12 protein-coding genes are annotated in these 17,200 nt (G+C 44.4%); 8 read left to right on the forward strand and 4 right to left on the reverse strand.

All coding sequences use genetic code 11. The features are described from left to right. Positions 1–4: 4 nt before the first annotated feature. The gene (locus ACFS5N_RS02040; RefSeq protein ID WP_377181705.1) at positions 5–2,137 is read right to left on the reverse strand and encodes an FUSC family protein; all 2,133 of its coding nucleotides are present in this window, start codon (positions 2,135–2,137) and stop codon (positions 5–7) included. Between the two features lie 203 nt (positions 2,138–2,340). Between ACFS5N_RS02040 and ACFS5N_RS02045 the strand changes: the two genes are divergently transcribed. Both ACFS5N_RS02045 and ACFS5N_RS02050 read left to right on the forward strand, forming a co-directional pair. Continuing rightward, positions 2,341–4,920 (forward strand): phosphoenolpyruvate carboxylase, encoded by a 2,580-nt coding sequence (locus ACFS5N_RS02045; protein ID WP_377181707.1) that lies wholly within the window; start codon positions 2,341–2,343, stop codon positions 4,918–4,920. A 360-nt stretch (positions 4,921–5,280) separates the two neighbouring features. Further along, complete coding sequence (locus tag ACFS5N_RS02050; RefSeq protein ID WP_377181709.1) at positions 5,281–5,715, forward strand: DUF4142 domain-containing protein; 435 nt, start codon at positions 5,281–5,283, stop codon at positions 5,713–5,715. Here ACFS5N_RS02050 and ACFS5N_RS02055 read toward each other — a convergent pair. Further along, positions 5,707–6,909 (reverse strand): DUF763 domain-containing protein, encoded by a 1,203-nt coding sequence (locus ACFS5N_RS02055; RefSeq protein ID WP_377181711.1) that lies wholly within the window; start codon positions 6,907–6,909, stop codon positions 5,707–5,709. The genes ACFS5N_RS02050 and ACFS5N_RS02055 overlap by 9 nt on opposite strands. A gap of 295 nt (positions 6,910–7,204) precedes the next feature. Between ACFS5N_RS02055 and ACFS5N_RS02060 the strand changes: the two genes are divergently transcribed. Both ACFS5N_RS02060 and ACFS5N_RS02065 read left to right on the forward strand, forming a co-directional pair. Further along, the gene (locus ACFS5N_RS02060) at positions 7,205–8,689 is read left to right on the forward strand and encodes an alpha-L-fucosidase (protein ID WP_377181713.1); all 1,485 of its coding nucleotides are present in this window, start codon (positions 7,205–7,207) and stop codon (positions 8,687–8,689) included. A gap of 13 nt (positions 8,690–8,702) precedes the next feature. Further along, complete coding sequence (locus tag ACFS5N_RS02065) at positions 8,703–9,599, forward strand: SMP-30/gluconolactonase/LRE family protein (RefSeq protein WP_377181715.1); 897 nt, start codon at positions 8,703–8,705, stop codon at positions 9,597–9,599. A gap of 90 nt (positions 9,600–9,689) precedes the next feature. Here ACFS5N_RS02065 and ACFS5N_RS02070 read toward each other — a convergent pair whose 3' ends face one another. After that, entirely contained in the window at positions 9,690–10,496 is an 807-nt protein-coding gene (locus tag ACFS5N_RS02070) for an SDR family oxidoreductase (RefSeq protein WP_377181717.1), read from the reverse strand. Between the two features lie 67 nt (positions 10,497–10,563). Here ACFS5N_RS02070 and ACFS5N_RS02075 point away from each other — a divergent pair, with 67 nt between their 5' ends. After that, a complete protein-coding gene (locus ACFS5N_RS02075; RefSeq protein ID WP_377181719.1) occupies positions 10,564–11,094 on the forward strand; it encodes a lipocalin family protein in 531 nt (176 codons plus the stop codon). A gap of 204 nt (positions 11,095–11,298) precedes the next feature. Here the strand turns inward: ACFS5N_RS02075 and ACFS5N_RS02080 are convergent, their stop codons facing one another. Then, positions 11,299–11,850: a hypothetical protein gene (locus ACFS5N_RS02080; RefSeq protein ID WP_377181721.1), complete on the reverse strand. Its 552-nt coding sequence runs from the start codon at positions 11,848–11,850 to the stop codon at positions 11,299–11,301. Between the two features lie 116 nt (positions 11,851–11,966). Here ACFS5N_RS02080 and ACFS5N_RS02085 point away from each other — a divergent pair, with 116 nt between their 5' ends. From ACFS5N_RS02085 to ACFS5N_RS02095, 3 genes are all read left to right on the forward strand, one after another. Next, positions 11,967–12,566 (forward strand): TetR/AcrR family transcriptional regulator, encoded by a 600-nt coding sequence (locus tag ACFS5N_RS02085; RefSeq protein WP_377181723.1) that lies wholly within the window; start codon positions 11,967–11,969, stop codon positions 12,564–12,566. 91 nt (positions 12,567–12,657) lie between these two features. Beyond that, complete coding sequence (locus ACFS5N_RS02090; RefSeq protein WP_377181725.1) at positions 12,658–13,842, forward strand: efflux RND transporter periplasmic adaptor subunit; 1,185 nt, start codon at positions 12,658–12,660, stop codon at positions 13,840–13,842. A gap of 117 nt (positions 13,843–13,959) precedes the next feature. Continuing rightward, positions 13,960–17,175 carry an efflux RND transporter permease subunit gene (locus ACFS5N_RS02095; protein ID WP_377181728.1) on the forward strand — a complete coding sequence of 1,072 codons (3,216 nt, stop codon included), beginning with the start codon at positions 13,960–13,962 and terminating at the stop codon, positions 17,173–17,175. The last annotated feature ends 25 nt before the right edge of the window (positions 17,176–17,200 follow it).

Consider the following 17,200-nt stretch of genomic DNA (forward strand, 5'->3'; position numbering starts at 1 on the left):
GTTTCTATTTCAATACATCATCTGTAATCTTCGCTATATCAGTACTGATCTTATTAATAAAACCTAACTGCTCTTTTAACAGGTTGTCAGTCACGGTGGGGGTGGCTACCTCGGTCGGTTCGGTTTTTTCGCCAGTAAACTCAACGCGTTTGCCGCCCAATTTTGCAGCACTTTCATTAAGCATAGCTATACTTTTTTTAACCAGCTTCAATGTTTCGGGCGTTGCTTTGTGCATGCCTTTAACCGTGATCTCTGACGCAACTGTGGCGGTGTATGATGACAGAATATGATTCAATACCACAAACTTATGTATGTCTTTTATATTGCGCTGCTTGCTTTTAGGTTCAGATGTCATCCGCTCAAAGGCCGCAGATAAGTTTGCAGCCTTCACAAATACATCTTTGCGCGCCAGCTTGTACTCAGTAATGGTTACCTGTTTGCCGGTAATGCTTTGAGCTATTTTTACCAGGTAGTTAAGGTTACTGCAAATTACATCTGCCAGGCTATGTTTTATCTGCTCAAACTCCCAGGTTGGAAAGATGAGGTAGCTGGCAATAAAAGCAATACTTGAGCCTATGATGGTATCAACCACACGCTCCTCAACTATGTTCAGGTGCCCAACGCCTAAAAACTTAAATAGAATGAGTACGTAAGGCGTCATAAAGATCACACTTACCACGTAGTTTAATCGCTGAAAACTGTAGGCACCTAACATAAAAGCCAGCATTAACATAAATTCGGCTTTGGTGTTAGGTATGTAAATGAGTATCAGTATACCGGCCACGCCGCCAACGATAGTGCCGGTTAAGCGTTGGTAATTGCGCTGTTTTGAAAGACTAAAGCCCGGTTTCAGTATCACGATAATTGTTAGCAAAACCCAGTAACTATGGTGACCCAGTGAAAATGCTTTGGCCACAATAAAGCCTATTAGACAAACCAAACTTACCCGCAGGGCGTGTTTAAACGCGGCCGACGCTAAAGTGAAGTTGTCAAAAAAGACATGCGGCTCAAAGTCCTGATGCGGCGCAAATTTTGAGTATTCCACCTCGTTATTGTTTTCCAGCAGCATTTTTGACGACCGCGAATTATAATAGTTGAAAATATTCTCGATTTCCTGGTTCAGATCGCGCAAATTGATGAGGATCTTTTTTAATACCAGGTTGCTGGTTTCGTTTTCGTCGCCAATCAGGTCAATATGCAGTTTCAGCTTTTCCAGATCATTACTAAAATCAGTTAAATGTTTATATCGCGTGTTAGAGAGTATAGCAAAGCCGATATTTTCCAGTTCGTCGGCCATTTTGTGAATCAGGTTGGCAATTTCTGTCAGCACACCTGTTCCATCAAATTTTTGGCGAATCTGGCTGTAGTCATAATGCGTAGCCATAATCTGTTCAAACATATCTACCAGATCAACAAACGTCAATACCAAGATGCGGCTGGCATTGGTTGATTCTTTGGCCATCACACGGCTTTTAAACAGCAATTCGCGTACAACATCCTGGTTCTGGCTAACATGTATTTGTTGCGATACTAGTTTGTTATAATTTTGATCGATGTCGGTGCCTGGCATATAGAAATCGGCCTTGATACGCAGAAATTTAACAATGTCGGCCACATTTTCTCCCAGGGCTTGCTGCGCCGCGCGATAGGGGCGGATACCAAAAAATACAAGGCTAAATACCATGTACCATACGCCACCTGCCAAAATAATAGCGCTATAGTTTAGTATCTCGTCGGGTTTCAGTTCTTTATCCATCACAAATATCATGATGAGCAAGGCTGCTGTGCCTATTGAGGCGGCCCGGTTGCCGTAAACAGTGAATATGGAAAACAGAAAAGAAAAAAGCGTAACCTCAAGGCCCAATGTCACAACATTTTGCCGCGCAAAGCCTGTAATAATCGCTACAAAAAATACCAACAGGTTACCTATGGCCATACCATTACGCTTATGAACGGTGGGGCCGGGGCTGTCAATTACGCAAATACAAAGCGCTCCTAAAGAAAGGGTTATGCCAAGATCAAATTTGTCCAGGTACAGGCATACTATCGCAGGTAGTAAGATACCCAGTGTAATACGCAGTCCGTCAGAAAAATACTGGCTAAAGAAGAAGGTTTTGATCTCTTTTTGTTGAAGCATCGTCTGCAAATTTCGCAAAAAAATGCCCGATAAATGAATTTGCAAAAATTTTATCGGACAATGATTTTTGTAATCAACTTTAATGTCAATCTGTATATTTTTTAATAATTATATAATTTTTGATGATTTTATTTTAAATTCACACCGATTTTGATCTACTCTATAGACTAATCAGCCTTTTATACATTTTTATACAACCCGTTATGTCCTCTACGTTAAAACTCAGCCAAAGAGAAACAGCTTTCAATAATGAAGTTGTAACCCGCTTTGAGTTATATAACAGCCTGTTTCAAACTTTGCCTTTTTACCAGGTAAAAGAAATAGGCATTTTGCTACCCTTTTTCAGTTCGCACTGCGATAAGGGGGCTATAAAGGAGGAGTCGCCGACTGAAATTATCGAATCATTCTTTAAAAAATATGTGCCGGACATTGACCATCGTGAGCAGCTTAACCGCATGTTCAGGTTTATTCAGTACATCGAGCGCCAGGTGGTTTTGTTTGATGCTATTGAAGATTCATCATTCGGTAAAATTGGTCGCCCTGACGAAGTAGGTACCCTGTCGGGCTTACTGCAAAATGCTGCGGTCAGTGACGACATGCGCCACAAGATCAGTCAAAAACTAAAAGATTTTTCGCTGCGTCTGGTACTCACCGCGCACCCAACCCAGTTTTATCCGGGTACGGTATTGGGTATCATGAACGACCTGATCGAGGCTCTGAAAACTAACGACATTAACACCATCGACGTTTTATTGCAGCAATTGGGTAAAACGCCGTTCTTCAATAAAAAAGCACCAACCCCGGTTGATGAAGCGGTAAGCCTGGTATGGTTTCTTGAAAATACGTTCTATCATGCCGCCTCAGCTATCCAAACCAAACTGGAAGAAGAGTTTGACATTATCGACGCCAACCCGGTTCTGGAGCTGGGTTTCTGGCCGGGTGGCGACCGTGACGGTAACCCGAACGTTAACACTAAAACTACCTATGATGTAGCCTGCCTGCTGCGTCAGATCATTTTCCGTTGCTATTACCGCGATTTCCGCGTATTGAAACGCCGTATTACTTTCCGCGGTATTGAAACTACCATGGCTACTTTGGAAGGCTTGTTGTACGAAAACGCTTTTAACAAGCATCAGCACAATGCCAAAGACCTTCAGGGTGAATTGCTCACTTTACTAACCGGTATTCGTGAAACGCTGATCAGCAACCACGATAGTTTGTTTGTAGATATTGTAGATGATTTTACGCGCAAAGTACGCTTGTTTGGCTGTTTCTTTGCAACGCTTGATATTCGTCAGGACAGCCGTGTGCTGCGCAGCGTATTTAATTATTGTGTAGATAAAGGCATTGCTACCGGCTTGCCGGCAAACTATGCAGAGCTTGACGAAGCCGAAAAGCTGGGTGCCATTACATTTAATGAACTTAATTTCCTTTGCCCTGAAGATGCTGATGATTTAACCCGCGATACCCTGAACACCATTATGCTGATGAAACATATTCAGCATACCAATGGCGAAAAAGGTTGTCAGCGTTTTATTATCAGTAACTGCCAGCAGGCATCTGATATTTTGCAGCTGATTGACCTGTTTTTGTGGAGTGGTTGGCAGGCGGATAGCCTAACCGTTGATTTTATGCCATTATTTGAAACAGTGAACGATCTGAAGGTTGCAGCTGAGGTAATGGAGAGGTTATATATTCATCCGTTCTACAAACAGCATTTGAAACGCCGCGGTAATAAGCAAAGCATTATGCTTGGCTTTTCTGACAGCACTAAAGATGGCGGTTATTTGATGGCTAACTGGTCTATCTACAAAGCAAAAGCAGAGCTTACCGCCATGGCGCGTAAATACGATATTGATCTGGCTTTCTTTGATGGCAGGGGTGGCCCGCCGGCCCGCGGAGGCGGTAAAACCCATCGTTTTTATGCTTCAATGGGTAAGGAGATTGCTAATGACCATATCCAATTAACTATTCAGGGTCAAACCGTGAGTTCTCAGTACGGCTCAATTGAAACCGCGCGCTTCAATATGGAGCAGCTTATCAACGCGGGTATCACATCAGCACTCAATCCTAATAGTAATGACTCTTTAACCGACAAACAAAAAGATCTGATTACTAACATGGCCGACGCCAGCTATGATCTGTTTATGAACCTGCGTCAGCAGCCTTTGTTTGTTGAGTATCTGGAGAAATATAGCCCGCTTAAATTATTATCAAAAGCCAACATCAGCTCTCGCCCAATGAAGCGTAATGCCGATGCACAATTACGATTGGAAGATCTGCGCGCTATTAGCTTTGTGACTTCATGGAGCCAGTTAAAGCAAAATATCCCGGGCTTTTATGGTGTAGGTACTGCTTTAAAGAAAATGAAAGCCGAGGGGCGTTGGGAGGAAGTGGCGCAGCTATATGCTACATCAGGTTTCTTCAAAACCATGCTTGACAACTGTATCATGTCTATGTCTAAATCAGATTTCCGTGTGACGGCTTACCTGGAAAAAGACGAAAAATTTGGTGCATTCTGGAAGCAATTGAAAGCCGAATACGAGCTAACCAAAGAGTTATTACTGGAGTTAACCGGTACACATATGTTAATGGAAGATTCTCCGGTTGATCGCCGTTCTATCGGCATCAGGGAGAAAATCGTATTGCCGCTGGTAATCATGCAGCACTATGCGTTAAAACTGCGTAACAATACCACCGATAAGGAATTGATAGAGATTTATGACAAGCTGATAATCAGAACAGTTTACGGTATTGTAAACGCCGGCCGAAATTTAGCATAATCACCCTTATACATAGTTTGAAGCGATAGTTGTTCAACCGGCTGTCGCTTTTTTTATATACGTATTTCCCCGTTGTTATTCTGAGCAAAGCGAAGAATCTTATGCGCTTTGCTAATCGCTTAAATAAGATTCTTCGCTTTGCTCAGAATGACAGATGATATAAGTGTTACGTTAATCGCTAATAAAAAATTATACTAATAATTAATAGTTTTAAACTTACAGGCGTTATATTTGTCAAAACCGGTATATAATCCCTAATAGTTTGCAATGAAGAAATTGACAGGTTGTTTGTTAGGAGTGTCTCTCTTACTCATAGTCGTATCGTGCGTTAATAATAAGCACGCGAAAAATTTTAATGATATGGTAGATGAGAGCGCTGTTTCATTTATTAAGCGGGGTTTAGAGGCCGGCCAAACCGCAATCAAGGCGTCAAAAATAGCTGAGGCAACTTCAAAAAACTCAAGGGTTATCAATTTCGCCCAAATGGAAATTGCCGATCACGTTAATATTAACGACAATTTGCAAAAAATAGCAATCACCAATAAAGTTGCTGCTACAGATTCGGTTAGTAACGTGCATCAGGCAGCCATTGAAGGTATGAGCAAAAATAGTAATCTTAAATTTGATCAGGCATATATCCGTTTAATGATTGATGACCATGAGGAGGCAATTAAGATATTTAACGTAGCCAAAACCGATCGCGACGAGGATATCCAGCGATTTGCCAGGCGTACATTACCTGTTTTGATGATGCATCTTGATTCGGCAAATGCGATAGCCGAATCTTTAAAATAACTTTAACTGCGTAGGTTTAGGTGGTTGCGCTTTGCCGAAAACAGTGCGTCCTCCATATTTCCAAGAGTTATTTCTTTCTTCTTCAATTACTTTGTCGAAATCAGCATTAGGCGTAAAATCTTTTTCTGCACGTTGTGCGACTTCCGTCAGACGCTTAATGGCCTCGCTTTTTTCGCTGTTGCCCATTTTGGCTTTGTGAATGGCTGTTTGCAGTGTGCCGATAGTTTCGTCATAAACCTTAATAGGGACCGGGAAGGGGTGACCATCCTTGCCGCCGTGAGCGAAAGAGAATCGGGCCGGATCTTTAAAGCGCGATGGCGTACCATGGATCACTTCGCTCACTAAAGTGAGTGACTGTAAAGTCCGCGGACCTAATCCTTTCAGCAAAAGTAACTCCTCAAAATCTTCAGGTCGTTTTTCATGTGCCAGCCAAAGCACTGATCCCAGGCGTTTCAGGTCGACGTCTTCGGCCCGCACGTCATGATGCGATGGCATGGTTAACTGCTGTATCTCGCGCAGCATTTTATCCGGGTTTTCGTTAGTTATCTGCATTACACCTGCTCTTGAAGGAGCAGCCTTACTATCAGCCATGTTTAAAATATAACCATGATTTTGCCCGTAGATAGAAGTATGCGGATCGTCAACAAAGCTGATGAGCGTATCTGAATGCCAGTGATATCGGCGGGCGGTACGCGAGGTGTCGCTCATGCCTTGCTGCACCACGCTCCACTTGCCGGTATCGCTCAAAATAAAGTTATGGGTGTATAGCTGGAAGCCGTCCTGTATAGCTGTATTATCAACCTTAGCGCTCAACTTGCTGCATTTAACCAGGTAGTTACCATCCAGGCCGGTGCGTTCACTTATGCGCAATAGTTCGTCGGGTGTTTGTTTGGAATATTTACCCTTCCCTCCGCAAATAAAAATACCCAGCTCTTTGCTGTGCGGATTAATAGCACGTTTCAGTGCTCCCATTACCGATGTTGTAATGCCCGACGAATGCCAGTCCATCCCCATAACCGCTCCAAGACTCTGAAACCAAAATGGGTCGCTAATGCGGCGCAAAACTTCGTCCTTGCCATAGTCCATCACTATGGTCTCCACCACGGCCAATCCAAGCTTGGCCATCCGTTCTGCCAGCCACTGCGGTACATAACCGTAATGTAAAGGCAGGTCTGCACTTCCCGAACGCTTCATGCTAACAAATTTAGCAAAATAGTTTAATTCTACAAGTGATTCACGTGATAGAAATTCTCATGTCGGGTGTCTGCATAGCGTAGGACTCACCCCGACGTTGCTTCGCTCGTCGACCCTCTCTTCGCTGCGCGTAAAAAGGATTGCAAACTGCTAAGTAAAAACCTTCTTTGCGCAGCGGAGTGGTGGTCCATCCGTCAGCCGGCGGAGTTGACCGGGTGAGTACCCCACCCGATAGACAAATCAATTAGCAACCTATCGCAAAAACAACTACATTAGCTAAACCAATGTAACCCTTATGAATAAACTGTTACTTACAGCCTTGCTTTGCGGCTTTGGTATGGCCGGTTTTAGCCAGTCGGTTCCAAAACCTTACGGACCTCTGCCCACTGAGCGCCAATTAAAATGGCAGGAAACAGAAATGTATTGCCTGATCCATTTTGGTCCGGATACCTATACCGATAAAGAATGGGGCTATGGTGATGAGGACCCGCAGATAGTAAACCCAACTAAGTTTAGTGCTATGCAAATTGTAGCGGCAGCCAAAGCCGGTGGGTTTAAGGGGGTAATTGTAGTGGCTAAGCACCATGATGGTTTCTGCCTGTGGCCGACCAAAACTACCGAGCATAATATTTCTAAAAGTCCATATAAAAATGGCAAAGGCGATATCCTGCGCGAATATCGCGAAGCGTGCAATAAGTTGGGGATGAAAATGGGCGTGTACTGTTCGCCCTGGGATAGAAATAGTCCGCTTTATGGCAAACCTGAATATGTAACCAAGGTATATCGTAAACAATTGCAGGAACTATACAGTAACTACGGGCCACTTTTCGAGGTATGGCATGATGGCGCTAACGGCGGCGATGGCTACTACGGCGGTGCGAAGGAGAAACGCACTATAGACCGCTCAACTTACTATGGTTGGGATGATACCTGGGGCATAGCGCGAAGGTTGCAGCCAGGGGCTACTATTTTTGGTGATGTTGGGCCGGATGTGCGCTGGGTAGGTAACGAGCGCGGTATGGCCGGCGAGACTTGCTGGGCAACTTATACGCCGCACTCACCAGAGGCAGGAAAGGCGCCGGGCAACGGCTTTGTACTAGACAGGGAAGGTACCGAAGGCCAGCGAGACGGCAAATACTGGATGCCGGCCGAATGTGATGTCGCCCTGCGTCCGGGATGGTTCTACCATGCCGATCAGGATGATAAAGTGAAATCGCCGGCTACTTTGTTGGATCTGTACTATAAAAGTGTAGGCAGGGGAGCGGCTTTAGACCTAGGCCTGTCACCAAACCGCGACGGTTTGCTGGCTGATGGAGATGTGCAATCGCTTACTGCTTTTGGCAATATCCTGAAAGAGACCTTTAAAACTAACCTGGCTAAAGGCGGGACTTTTACCGCCAGCAATATCCGCAGTAAAAACAAGCTGAAGTTTGGCCCGGGTAATTTGGTGGATGCCGACCGTTATAGCTATTGGGCTACTGATGACAATGTAACTACGCCCGAGTTGACCATCAACCTGCATCAGCCAAAAACCTTTAATGTTATCCGCCTGCGCGAAAATATAAAGCTGGGCCAAAGGATAGATCAGGTGGCTATAGACATTTGGAACGACGGCAAATGGCAGGAAGTAGCCACCGCCACCAGTATAGGCGGCAATCGCTTAATTCGTTTAAAGGATGATGTAACCGCTGCCAAAGTGCGGCTAAGAATTACCGCTGCAGCCGTTAGCCCCGCACTGAGCGATTTTGGGCTGTTTAAAGAAGCTGCAATTAATAATTAATAATTTCTACCCAATGATGATTTTCAAAAAAGCCATAGCACTAACTGCAATTACCTTAACCACCATGACCGCATCTGCACAACATACGCTGTTTGATACACTGATCAAACCAAAGCTGATATCTGACCAGTTTGCTTTTACTGAGGGATGCTCGGTGGATAAGCACGGCGATGTTTTCTTTACCGACCAACCCAATGATAAGATTTGGAAGTATGATATGGAAACCGGCAAGCTTTCGGTTTTTATGGATAAGTCAGGTCGATCAAACGGAACTTTTTTTGATAAGAAAGGCAATCTGATAACCTGCGCCGATGATAAAGGCGAGCTCTGGTCTATCAGTCCAAAAGGTGAGGTTACCGTGCTGATGAACGATCTGGATGGCAAACAGCTAAACGGCCCTAACGATATCTGGATTGACAAAAAAGGCGGCATTTACATGACCGACCCATATTACCAGCGCGATTATTGGACCCGCAAGCATTCCGCTTTGGATGGAGAGCACGTTTACTATCTGCCAAAAGGAAACAAGACCCCAATAAAAGTAGTGGGCGACATGCGCCAGCCTAACGGTATTGTAGGTACGCCAGATGGTAAATACCTGTATGTGTCTGATTTGGGTGGCGGCAAAACCTATCGCTACAAAATAAATAGCGACGCTTCATTGAGCGATAAAACATTGATGTTCAACCAAGGCTCGGACGGTATGACGCTGGACGAAAAAGGCAATATCTATATTACCGGTAAAGGTGTAACCATTTATAGTCCTGAAGGTAAAAAGATAGCCAACATTCCTAACAAAGATAACTGGACAGGCAATGTGGTATTTGCCGGGAAGAATCGCGACATTCTGTTTATCACAGCATCTAAATGTATTTATACTTTAAAGATGAATGTGAGAGGGGTGGAGTAGTATAACTATTCTTTTGTCATCCTGAGCATAGCGAAGGATCTTATGCGCTTTGATAAGATCCTTCGCTATGCTCAGGATGACAAGTTGTTATTAAGATGATGTTATAGTAGGCATAAGCCCGTGCTTATACTCATATTCCAGATACTTTGGCACATTCACGCTTGATACGATCTTCCAGTTATTCTTTTCTTCAATAAACTGCGGCTCTTCAAGCGCTGAAGCTAAAGCTGCCGCTGTATAAAACTCGCCTTTGGGTGGGTGCAATGGCGATACTGCATTATAGGTGTAGCCAAATGCCTGTTTATCCAATATCGCACTGCTGATGCCAATACAGTCGGTCAAATGGATCAGGTTTACAGGAGCATCGCCATTAGGGATAGCTTTTTTACCGGCAAAGAACCGGCCCGGATCGCGACCGGGGCCTATCAAGCCCCCAAAGCGGATAATAGTGGTGGTGAATCCCTTTTCGGCTTTTAGCAATTCTTCGGCGGCTAATAATATTTTGCCTGATTCGGTATCTGGGCTGGGAGCGTCAAGCTCTGTTACTTCAGTATTATTATCGCTGTAAACGCCGGTTGAACTGATGAGCACAACTTGTTTAACGGCTTGCGATTTGATTTGCGGTATCAGTTTGGTTAGACTGTCCAGATAAACCTTCCCGTTACCTGAGCGGGCTTTGGGTGGTATGCTGATCCAAAGCACATCGCATTCCAGGAAATCGGTGTCAATCGTGTCATCAGTAGCCAGATTGATCTGATAAGGCTCTATGCCAAGCTGCGAGAGTACCGCCAGCTTTTCGGCTGAAGTTGTAGAGCCTTTTACCTTTATCCATTTATTTACGAGTGTCTTAGCCAGTTCTGAACCATACCAACCGCAACCTAATACGCTTACTGTCATAAACCCAAATATCAGTGTTTTTATTTAACGGCAGAAACCTTTGGGTATTGCCGCATGTTATATTTGCATGAAACACAAGAAACAGATCATTGCCGGGACAGCCGCTTTCGGCATTACCAGCATAGCTGCGTTGGCCCTGTATACAAAAAACAAACCTTTATCAACGGTACAATACGTTGAGCTGGATAAATACCTGGGTAAATGGTATGAGATAGCTGCATTTCCGCAAAGCTTTGAGCGGGGCTGCAGTCACACTACCGCCGAATATAGTTTAAACGATGATGGCTCTATTAAAGTTGTCAATACCTGCGTTAAGGATGGCAAAATAAAAGTAGCAACCGGTAAGGCCACAGTTACCGACACCAAAACCAACGCTAAGCTGGCCGTGCAGTTTCAATGGCCGTTTACGGGCAAGTATTGGATCATCGGGCTGGCGCATGATTATTCGTACGCGCTGGTTGGACACCCTAACCGTAAGTACTTATGGATACTGGGCCGCAAGCCTGAAATGGACGACCAGACTTATAATTACCTGGTCAACCTGGCGGCCAACAAGGGTTTTGATGTAAGGGAGTTATTGAAGACCCGGCAAGATTAGTGTTTCACTTAAAATGTGAAACACTTTGAAACACTTATCTTAGTTAAGTTATTGTATATCAACAATATAATAAAAACGAGTGAAACACTTTGAAACAGTACAAAAGGTTTAGATAAACAATGTAAGCAGTTGTTAATAAGCAAGATAAATCATTTTGACGTTTTTTTGGCAGATGGAGTGAAACACTTAAAATGAAACACCTCATTAATAGATTTTTGTCAGGCGATACATTCTTGGAAAATCTTTATCGTAAATAAGTTCCAGGGTATCGCCTGCCTTATACGCCGGCTTTTTATCTCTTCTGAACCTGGCATCATAACTGCGATTGTTGGCCCGGTACGTAAAGTAGATCTGCCAATAATGCTGAAATGTGGTTGTTCTTGGCTTAACCGCCGAGATAATTGCTTTAGCGGGTACGCCGTCAGCTTTCAAATCATTTGAACTTGATGAATAATCGATAGAGGCACTTACAATACTTACTGTGATGTATATTAAAAATCCGTAAAGAATAAAAATGCCTTTAAAAACTCCTTTCTTTAATCTTAATAAAGCGACTGCTATAGTTGGGATAGCAATAAAATTGATCAGAAACGGAATGGCCCGGATAATGGTAATGTCTGAGTATCCAACAGCACGTGGTGTAAAAAATGAAAAGCCCAAAAGTAGGACTAAAACTATTGTCAGGCTATCTTTTAAGCGTTTATGAGGTTGTTGTTCAGGTTCAGGATTCATGAAATAAAGATAGGTGATTAACATGTTATAAAAAATTTAACACTGTTAAATTCATGACAAACGCATGGCAATTAATTAAAAATCTCGATATACATTTGTACCGTTTAACAGTGTTAAATAAATTTATGTCATAAAACACAATGGCAAGTAAAGACAGGATATTACGTTTAAAAGAAGAAACCCGGTGCAACATTCTGGATGCTTCTTTAAAGATCGTAAAAGAGAAGGGGTGGGATGCCTTGAGTATGCGTAAGATAGCCGACGAGATCGAGTACACTGCGCCTATTATTTATGAATATTTCGCCAATAAAGATGCCATACTAATGGAACTTACCCGCAAGGGGTTCTTGATGTTGGCCAAACAATTGGAAGTAGCGCGCGACAAGCACCGCGACCCGGCCAAACAGCTGGAAGCTATGTGGATGACCTATTGGGACTTTGCATTTGCCGAACGCGAACTTTATCAATTAATGTATGGTGTTAGAGTAAGCTGTTGTGAGATGGCCCGGATAATGCCCGAATCTGAAAAACCCATGGACCTGATCTGGGACGTGATTGTGGAGCTGATGCTGCCCCACGTAGGCACCGAAGAGGAGGTTTGTACTAAATATTACACCTTTTGGTCTGTCATCCACGGACTGATATCGATCAATATGGTTAACCGCGGTAACACCGAGGAAACCAATCAAGAGGTTCTGAAAACTGCCATCACCGGCATTATCCGTTCAATAAAAGGATAAAAAATTTCATCAAAAAATAACACTGTTAAAAAATCTAACAGTGTTAAGTTAAAATTATCAAATCGTAAAATCTACTAATAAATAAAACATCATGACAATTCAATCACATCCCTATTCATTTAACACTGTTAAGAAAATTAATAGTGTTATCGCGATCTTGATTGCTTTGGCAGCGTTGCTTTTAATAAGCAGTTGCTCAAGCGCACCGGCGGCCCAGCAAGCGCCACCGCCACCAACTTTACCGGTACAAACTGTACAGGCATCGTCAGTAACTACCTACCAGGAATATCCTGCTTCGATAGAAGGTACCGTAAACGTTGAGATCCGTCCGCAGGTTAGCGGCGCTTTAGACCGCGTTTTTGTTGACGAAGGCGCATTTGTATCTGCCGGACAGCCACTGTTTAAAATTAACGATCAGCCTTACCGCGCGGCTTTAAATAATGCACTGGCCAATCAGCACGCCGCCGAAGCGGCTTTGGTAAACGCACAATTGGAGATTGATAAATTAACCCCATTGGTGCAAAACAAAGTGGTGTCTGATTATCAATTAAAAACTGCTGTTGCTGCCGCCCAAATTGCCAAAGCAAATATTGAGTCGGCAAAGGCCAGCGTCGCGACAGCGAAAATTAACCTGGGGTATACCACTATCAGCGCACCGGTTGCCGGTTATATTGGCCGACTGCTGAAAAAACAGGGTAGCCTGGTTTCTCCGCAGGATGCAGAGGCTTTAACCCAACTGTCAGACGTGCATAACGTTCACGTATACTTCTCATTAGGCGAGAAAGATTTCATCGGTTTTAAAGATGAATATGCCGGTACTACTTTGAAAGATAAGCTAAATCACTTACCGGCGGTATCATTATTACTGGCCGATAACAGCGAGTACTCGTTAAAAGGCAAGATTGATATGATAGATGGTCAGTTTGACAAAACCACCGGGGCTATTACTGTACGTGCCAGCTTCCCGAATGCGCAAGGTTTATTACGCTCTGGTAACACCGGTAAAATCCGCCTCAGCCTGAATCATAACAATGCGTTGACGGTGCCTGAATCGGCTACTGTTGAAATGCAGGACAAAGTATTTGTGTTTGCACTGGCTGACAGCAACAAGGTTAAAAAGGTAGCTATCACTATAGATGGCAAAGACGGCGAAAACTACGTGGTTAAAGACGGCCTTAAAGCCGGCGACCAAATTGTTTTAAGCGGCATGGATCACTTGCAGGAAGGCGCCAAGATCGTCCCTCAAAAAGCTGCCGATAAAGTAGCTAAAAACTAATTACTTATAGAAACAAGAGACAAGAACCAAGAGACAAGAAATAAAAACCAAGATTTTGCGACATAAAATGTCTTGAATCTTGTCTCTTGATTCTTGTCTCTCCAACAACAAACAATCATGTTTAAAATATTTATCAAAAGGCCGGTACTGGCAACTGTTATCTCCATTTTATTGGTGATAGTGGGCGTGCTTGGCCTAAGCAAATTGCCCCTAGAGCGATTCCCTGATATTGCCCCTCCGGCCGTATTGGTATCGGCTACTTATCCGGGCGCCAATGCCGAAACCATTCTACGTTCAGTAACTCCTTCATTAGAAGAAGCGATTAACGGGGTAGAGGGCATGACCTATATGACATCAACCGCCAGTAACGACGGTACTTTGGGTATCACCGTATATTTTAAACAAGGTACCAACCCCGACCAGGCGGCGGTGAACGTGCAAAACCGTGTATCGCAAGCCTCAAGCCAGTTACCTGCCGAGGTGTTGCAATATGGTATTACTACCACCAAACAACAAAACAGCTTCATCGGTGCTATCGCAATCTATACCGAAGACCCTAAAAAATACGATCAGACCTTTGTGGCCAACTATGCGCAGATCAACATTATTCCGGAGATTAAACGTATCCCGGGTGTAGGTTCGGCCAGCATATTTGGTGGTATTAAAGATTACTCAATGCGTGTTTGGCTAAACCCAAGCCAAATGGCAGCGCACAAAATTACCCCTGCCGAAGTAATGGCCGCCATTCAGGACAAAAACCTGGAGGCTGCACCAGGTAAACTGGGTGTGCAAAGTAAGGAAGCCTTTGAGTACGTTATCAAATACAAAGGCAAGCTTACCCAGCCTGAGGATTACCAAAATATTGCCATCCGCGCCAATGCTGATGGTTCTGTACTGCACTTGAAAGATGTGGCACGGGTTGAGCTGGGCACTTACTCATACACCAGTGCCAGCCACCTTAACGGGCATGACGGTGTGATCATCGGTGTTATCCAGTTATCAGGCTCAAATGCTAACGATATTCAGATAGCGGTTGATAAGGTATTAGAGAAAGCATCTAAGGATTTCCCTGTCGGCATTAAATACAATCAGTTTTACCGTACCAAAACCGATTTGGACGAGTCGATCAAACAGGTTGAACACACTTTGATCGAGGCATTTGTGCTGGTATTTATTGTAGTGTTTATTTTCTTGCAGGACTTCCGTTCGACCTTAATCCCGGCTATTGCTGTGCCGGTAGCTATTATAGGTACCTTCTTCTTCATGAACCTCTTTGGCTTCTCGGTCAACTTGTTAACCTTGTTTGCCCTGGTATTGGCTATTGGTATCGTGGTGGATGACGCGATTGTCGTCGTCGAGGCGGTGCATGCTAAGATGGAGCGCAACCCGGGATTAAGCCCGCGGTCTGCAACTCAACAGGCCATGCATGAAATTACCGGTGCTATTATTTCCATCACTTTGGTTATGGCCGCGGTATTTTTACCGGTGAGTTTCATGACCGGCTCTACCGGGATCTTTTATCGCCAGTTTGCGTTGACTATGGCTATCGCGATCCTGATATCGGCTGTAAACGCATTGACTTTGAGCCCGGCGCTGGCCGCTTTATTCTTAAAGAACAAGCACACAGGTGACGGTCATGAAGCGCCAAAACAAAAATTCTCTGAGAAATTTTACGCAGGCTTTAACACCGGCTTTAACTACATGACCGATAAATACGTTGGCGGTGTACGCAAACTCATTTCAAACAAATGGGTGGCTATGTCGGGCCTGGCTGTGGTAATAGCTTTAACCGTTTTCCTGGTACGTACCACCAAATCGGGCTTTATCCCTACAGAAGACCAGGGCTTTGTGGCTATAGCGGTTTCAACACCGTCTGGTTCGTCATTAGATGCCACCAACAAAGTGTTCCAGCAGGCCGAAGATCAGTTGAAGCAATTGCCATCGCAACGGTTCGTTACGGCGTTGTCGGGCTTTAACTTCCTGACACAATCAAGCAGCCCATCGGCAGGTGTTATCTTCCTGCTGTTGAAACCTAACGAGGAGCGTGGCGCGGTTAAGAATATCGATGATATCCAGAACATAGTAAGGGGTAAATTAGCCGGTATTCCGGGCGGTACTTTCTTCGTGTTCAGTTTCCCAACGGTGCCGGGCTTTAGTAACGTGGAGGCGCTTGACGTAATGCTGCAGGACAAAACCAATGGCAGCTTAGCCAAATTCAGTGGTATCGCCAACGGCTTTATCGGCAAGCTGATGCAGCGTAAAGAGATTGCTTTTGCTTTCACTTCATACAAGGCCGATTATCCGCAGTTACAATTAGAGGTTGATGACGAAAAAGCTAACCAATTAGGCGTAAGCGTGAAAGATATATTATCAACCATGCAGGCCTACTTCGGTACCGCCCAGGCGTCAGACTTTAACCGCTTTGGTAAATACTATCGTGTAATTGTTCAGGCTGATATTGCCGACCGTACTGATCCGTCGGCTATTGACCGTGTGTTTGTGAAAAACAACAAAGGCGAGATGGTACCGGTGAATACGCTGGTAAAATTAACCCGCGTATTTGGTTCAGAAACTGCATCGCGTTATAACCTGTTCAACTCTATCGAGATTAACGCCATACCAAAACCGGGCTATAGCTCGGGCGATGCCATCAAGGCTATCCAGGAAACTGCAGAGAAAGAATTGCCGCAGGGCTTTGCTTACGAGTTCTCAGGCCAAACCCGCGAGGAGATTGCCTCAGGCGGTCAGTCGACCATTGTGTTCCTGATGTGTCTGGTGTTTGTATACTTCCTGTTATCGGCACAGTATGAAAGTTATATCCTGCCATTGGCGGTTATTCTTTCTATCCCAACCGGTATTTTAGGAACCTTTGTGGTGCTGGGCCTAACCGGTATCGAAAACAACATTTACGTACAGGTAGCGCTGATCATGCTCATCGGTTTGCTGGCTAAGAATGCCATCCTGATCGTGGAGTTTGCGGTACAGCGCCGCAGGGCAGGGCATGACATTGTGGCTTCGGCTATTGAGGCGGCCAAATTAAGGCTGCGCCCAATTGTGATGACCTCGCTGGCCTTCGTGTTCGGTTTGTTCCCGATGAGTATCGCAACAGGTCCGTCGGCTCAGGGTAACCACTCTATCAGTATCGGCGCCGCCGGTGGTATGGTGAGCGGTGTTGTGCTGGGTCTGTTCATCATTCCGGTGCTGTTTGTGATCTTCCAGACTTTACAGGAAAAAGTTACCGGTGTGCCATTTGCAATCGACGAAGAGAACGATGGCGATCATCACCACAAAAACGGCAAAGCTGTAAAAGCGCATGAACCAGAACTGGCTTAATTTAAAATTGACAACAATGAAAAAC

It is taken from the genome of Mucilaginibacter ximonensis (assembly GCF_042686265.1).
Taxonomy (GTDB): Bacteria; Bacteroidota; Bacteroidia; order Sphingobacteriales; family Sphingobacteriaceae; genus Mucilaginibacter; species Mucilaginibacter ximonensis.

What these genes read in the sequence shown, in the direction of transcription:
- ACFS5N_RS02060 (WP_377181713.1), top strand. Translation starts at nt 7,205, where the DNA reads ATGAATAAACTGTTACTTACAGCCTTGCTTTGCGGCTTTGGTATGGCC.
- ACFS5N_RS02055 (WP_377181711.1), bottom strand. Translation starts at nt 6,909, where the DNA reads ATGAAGCGTTCGGGAAGTGCAGACCTGCCTTTACATTACGGTTATGTA.
- ACFS5N_RS02095 (WP_377181728.1), top strand. Translation starts at nt 13,960, where the DNA reads ATGTTTAAAATATTTATCAAAAGGCCGGTACTGGCAACTGTTATCTCC.
- ACFS5N_RS02045 (WP_377181707.1), top strand. Translation starts at nt 2,341, where the DNA reads ATGTCCTCTACGTTAAAACTCAGCCAAAGAGAAACAGCTTTCAATAAT.
- ACFS5N_RS02050 (WP_377181709.1), top strand. Translation starts at nt 5,281, where the DNA reads ATGGTAGATGAGAGCGCTGTTTCATTTATTAAGCGGGGTTTAGAGGCC.
- ACFS5N_RS02070 (WP_377181717.1), bottom strand. Translation starts at nt 10,496, where the DNA reads ATGACAGTAAGCGTATTAGGTTGCGGTTGGTATGGTTCAGAACTGGCT.
- ACFS5N_RS02090 (WP_377181725.1), top strand. Translation starts at nt 12,658, where the DNA reads ATGACAATTCAATCACATCCCTATTCATTTAACACTGTTAAGAAAATT.
- ACFS5N_RS02075 (WP_377181719.1), top strand. Translation starts at nt 10,564, where the DNA reads ATGAAACACAAGAAACAGATCATTGCCGGGACAGCCGCTTTCGGCATT.
- ACFS5N_RS02080 (WP_377181721.1), bottom strand. Translation starts at nt 11,850, where the DNA reads ATGTTAATCACCTATCTTTATTTCATGAATCCTGAACCTGAACAACAA.
- ACFS5N_RS02065 (WP_377181715.1), top strand. Translation starts at nt 8,703, where the DNA reads ATGATGATTTTCAAAAAAGCCATAGCACTAACTGCAATTACCTTAACC.
- ACFS5N_RS02040 (WP_377181705.1), bottom strand. Translation starts at nt 2,137, where the DNA reads ATGCTTCAACAAAAAGAGATCAAAACCTTCTTCTTTAGCCAGTATTTT.
- ACFS5N_RS02085 (WP_377181723.1), top strand. Translation starts at nt 11,967, where the DNA reads ATGGCAAGTAAAGACAGGATATTACGTTTAAAAGAAGAAACCCGGTGC.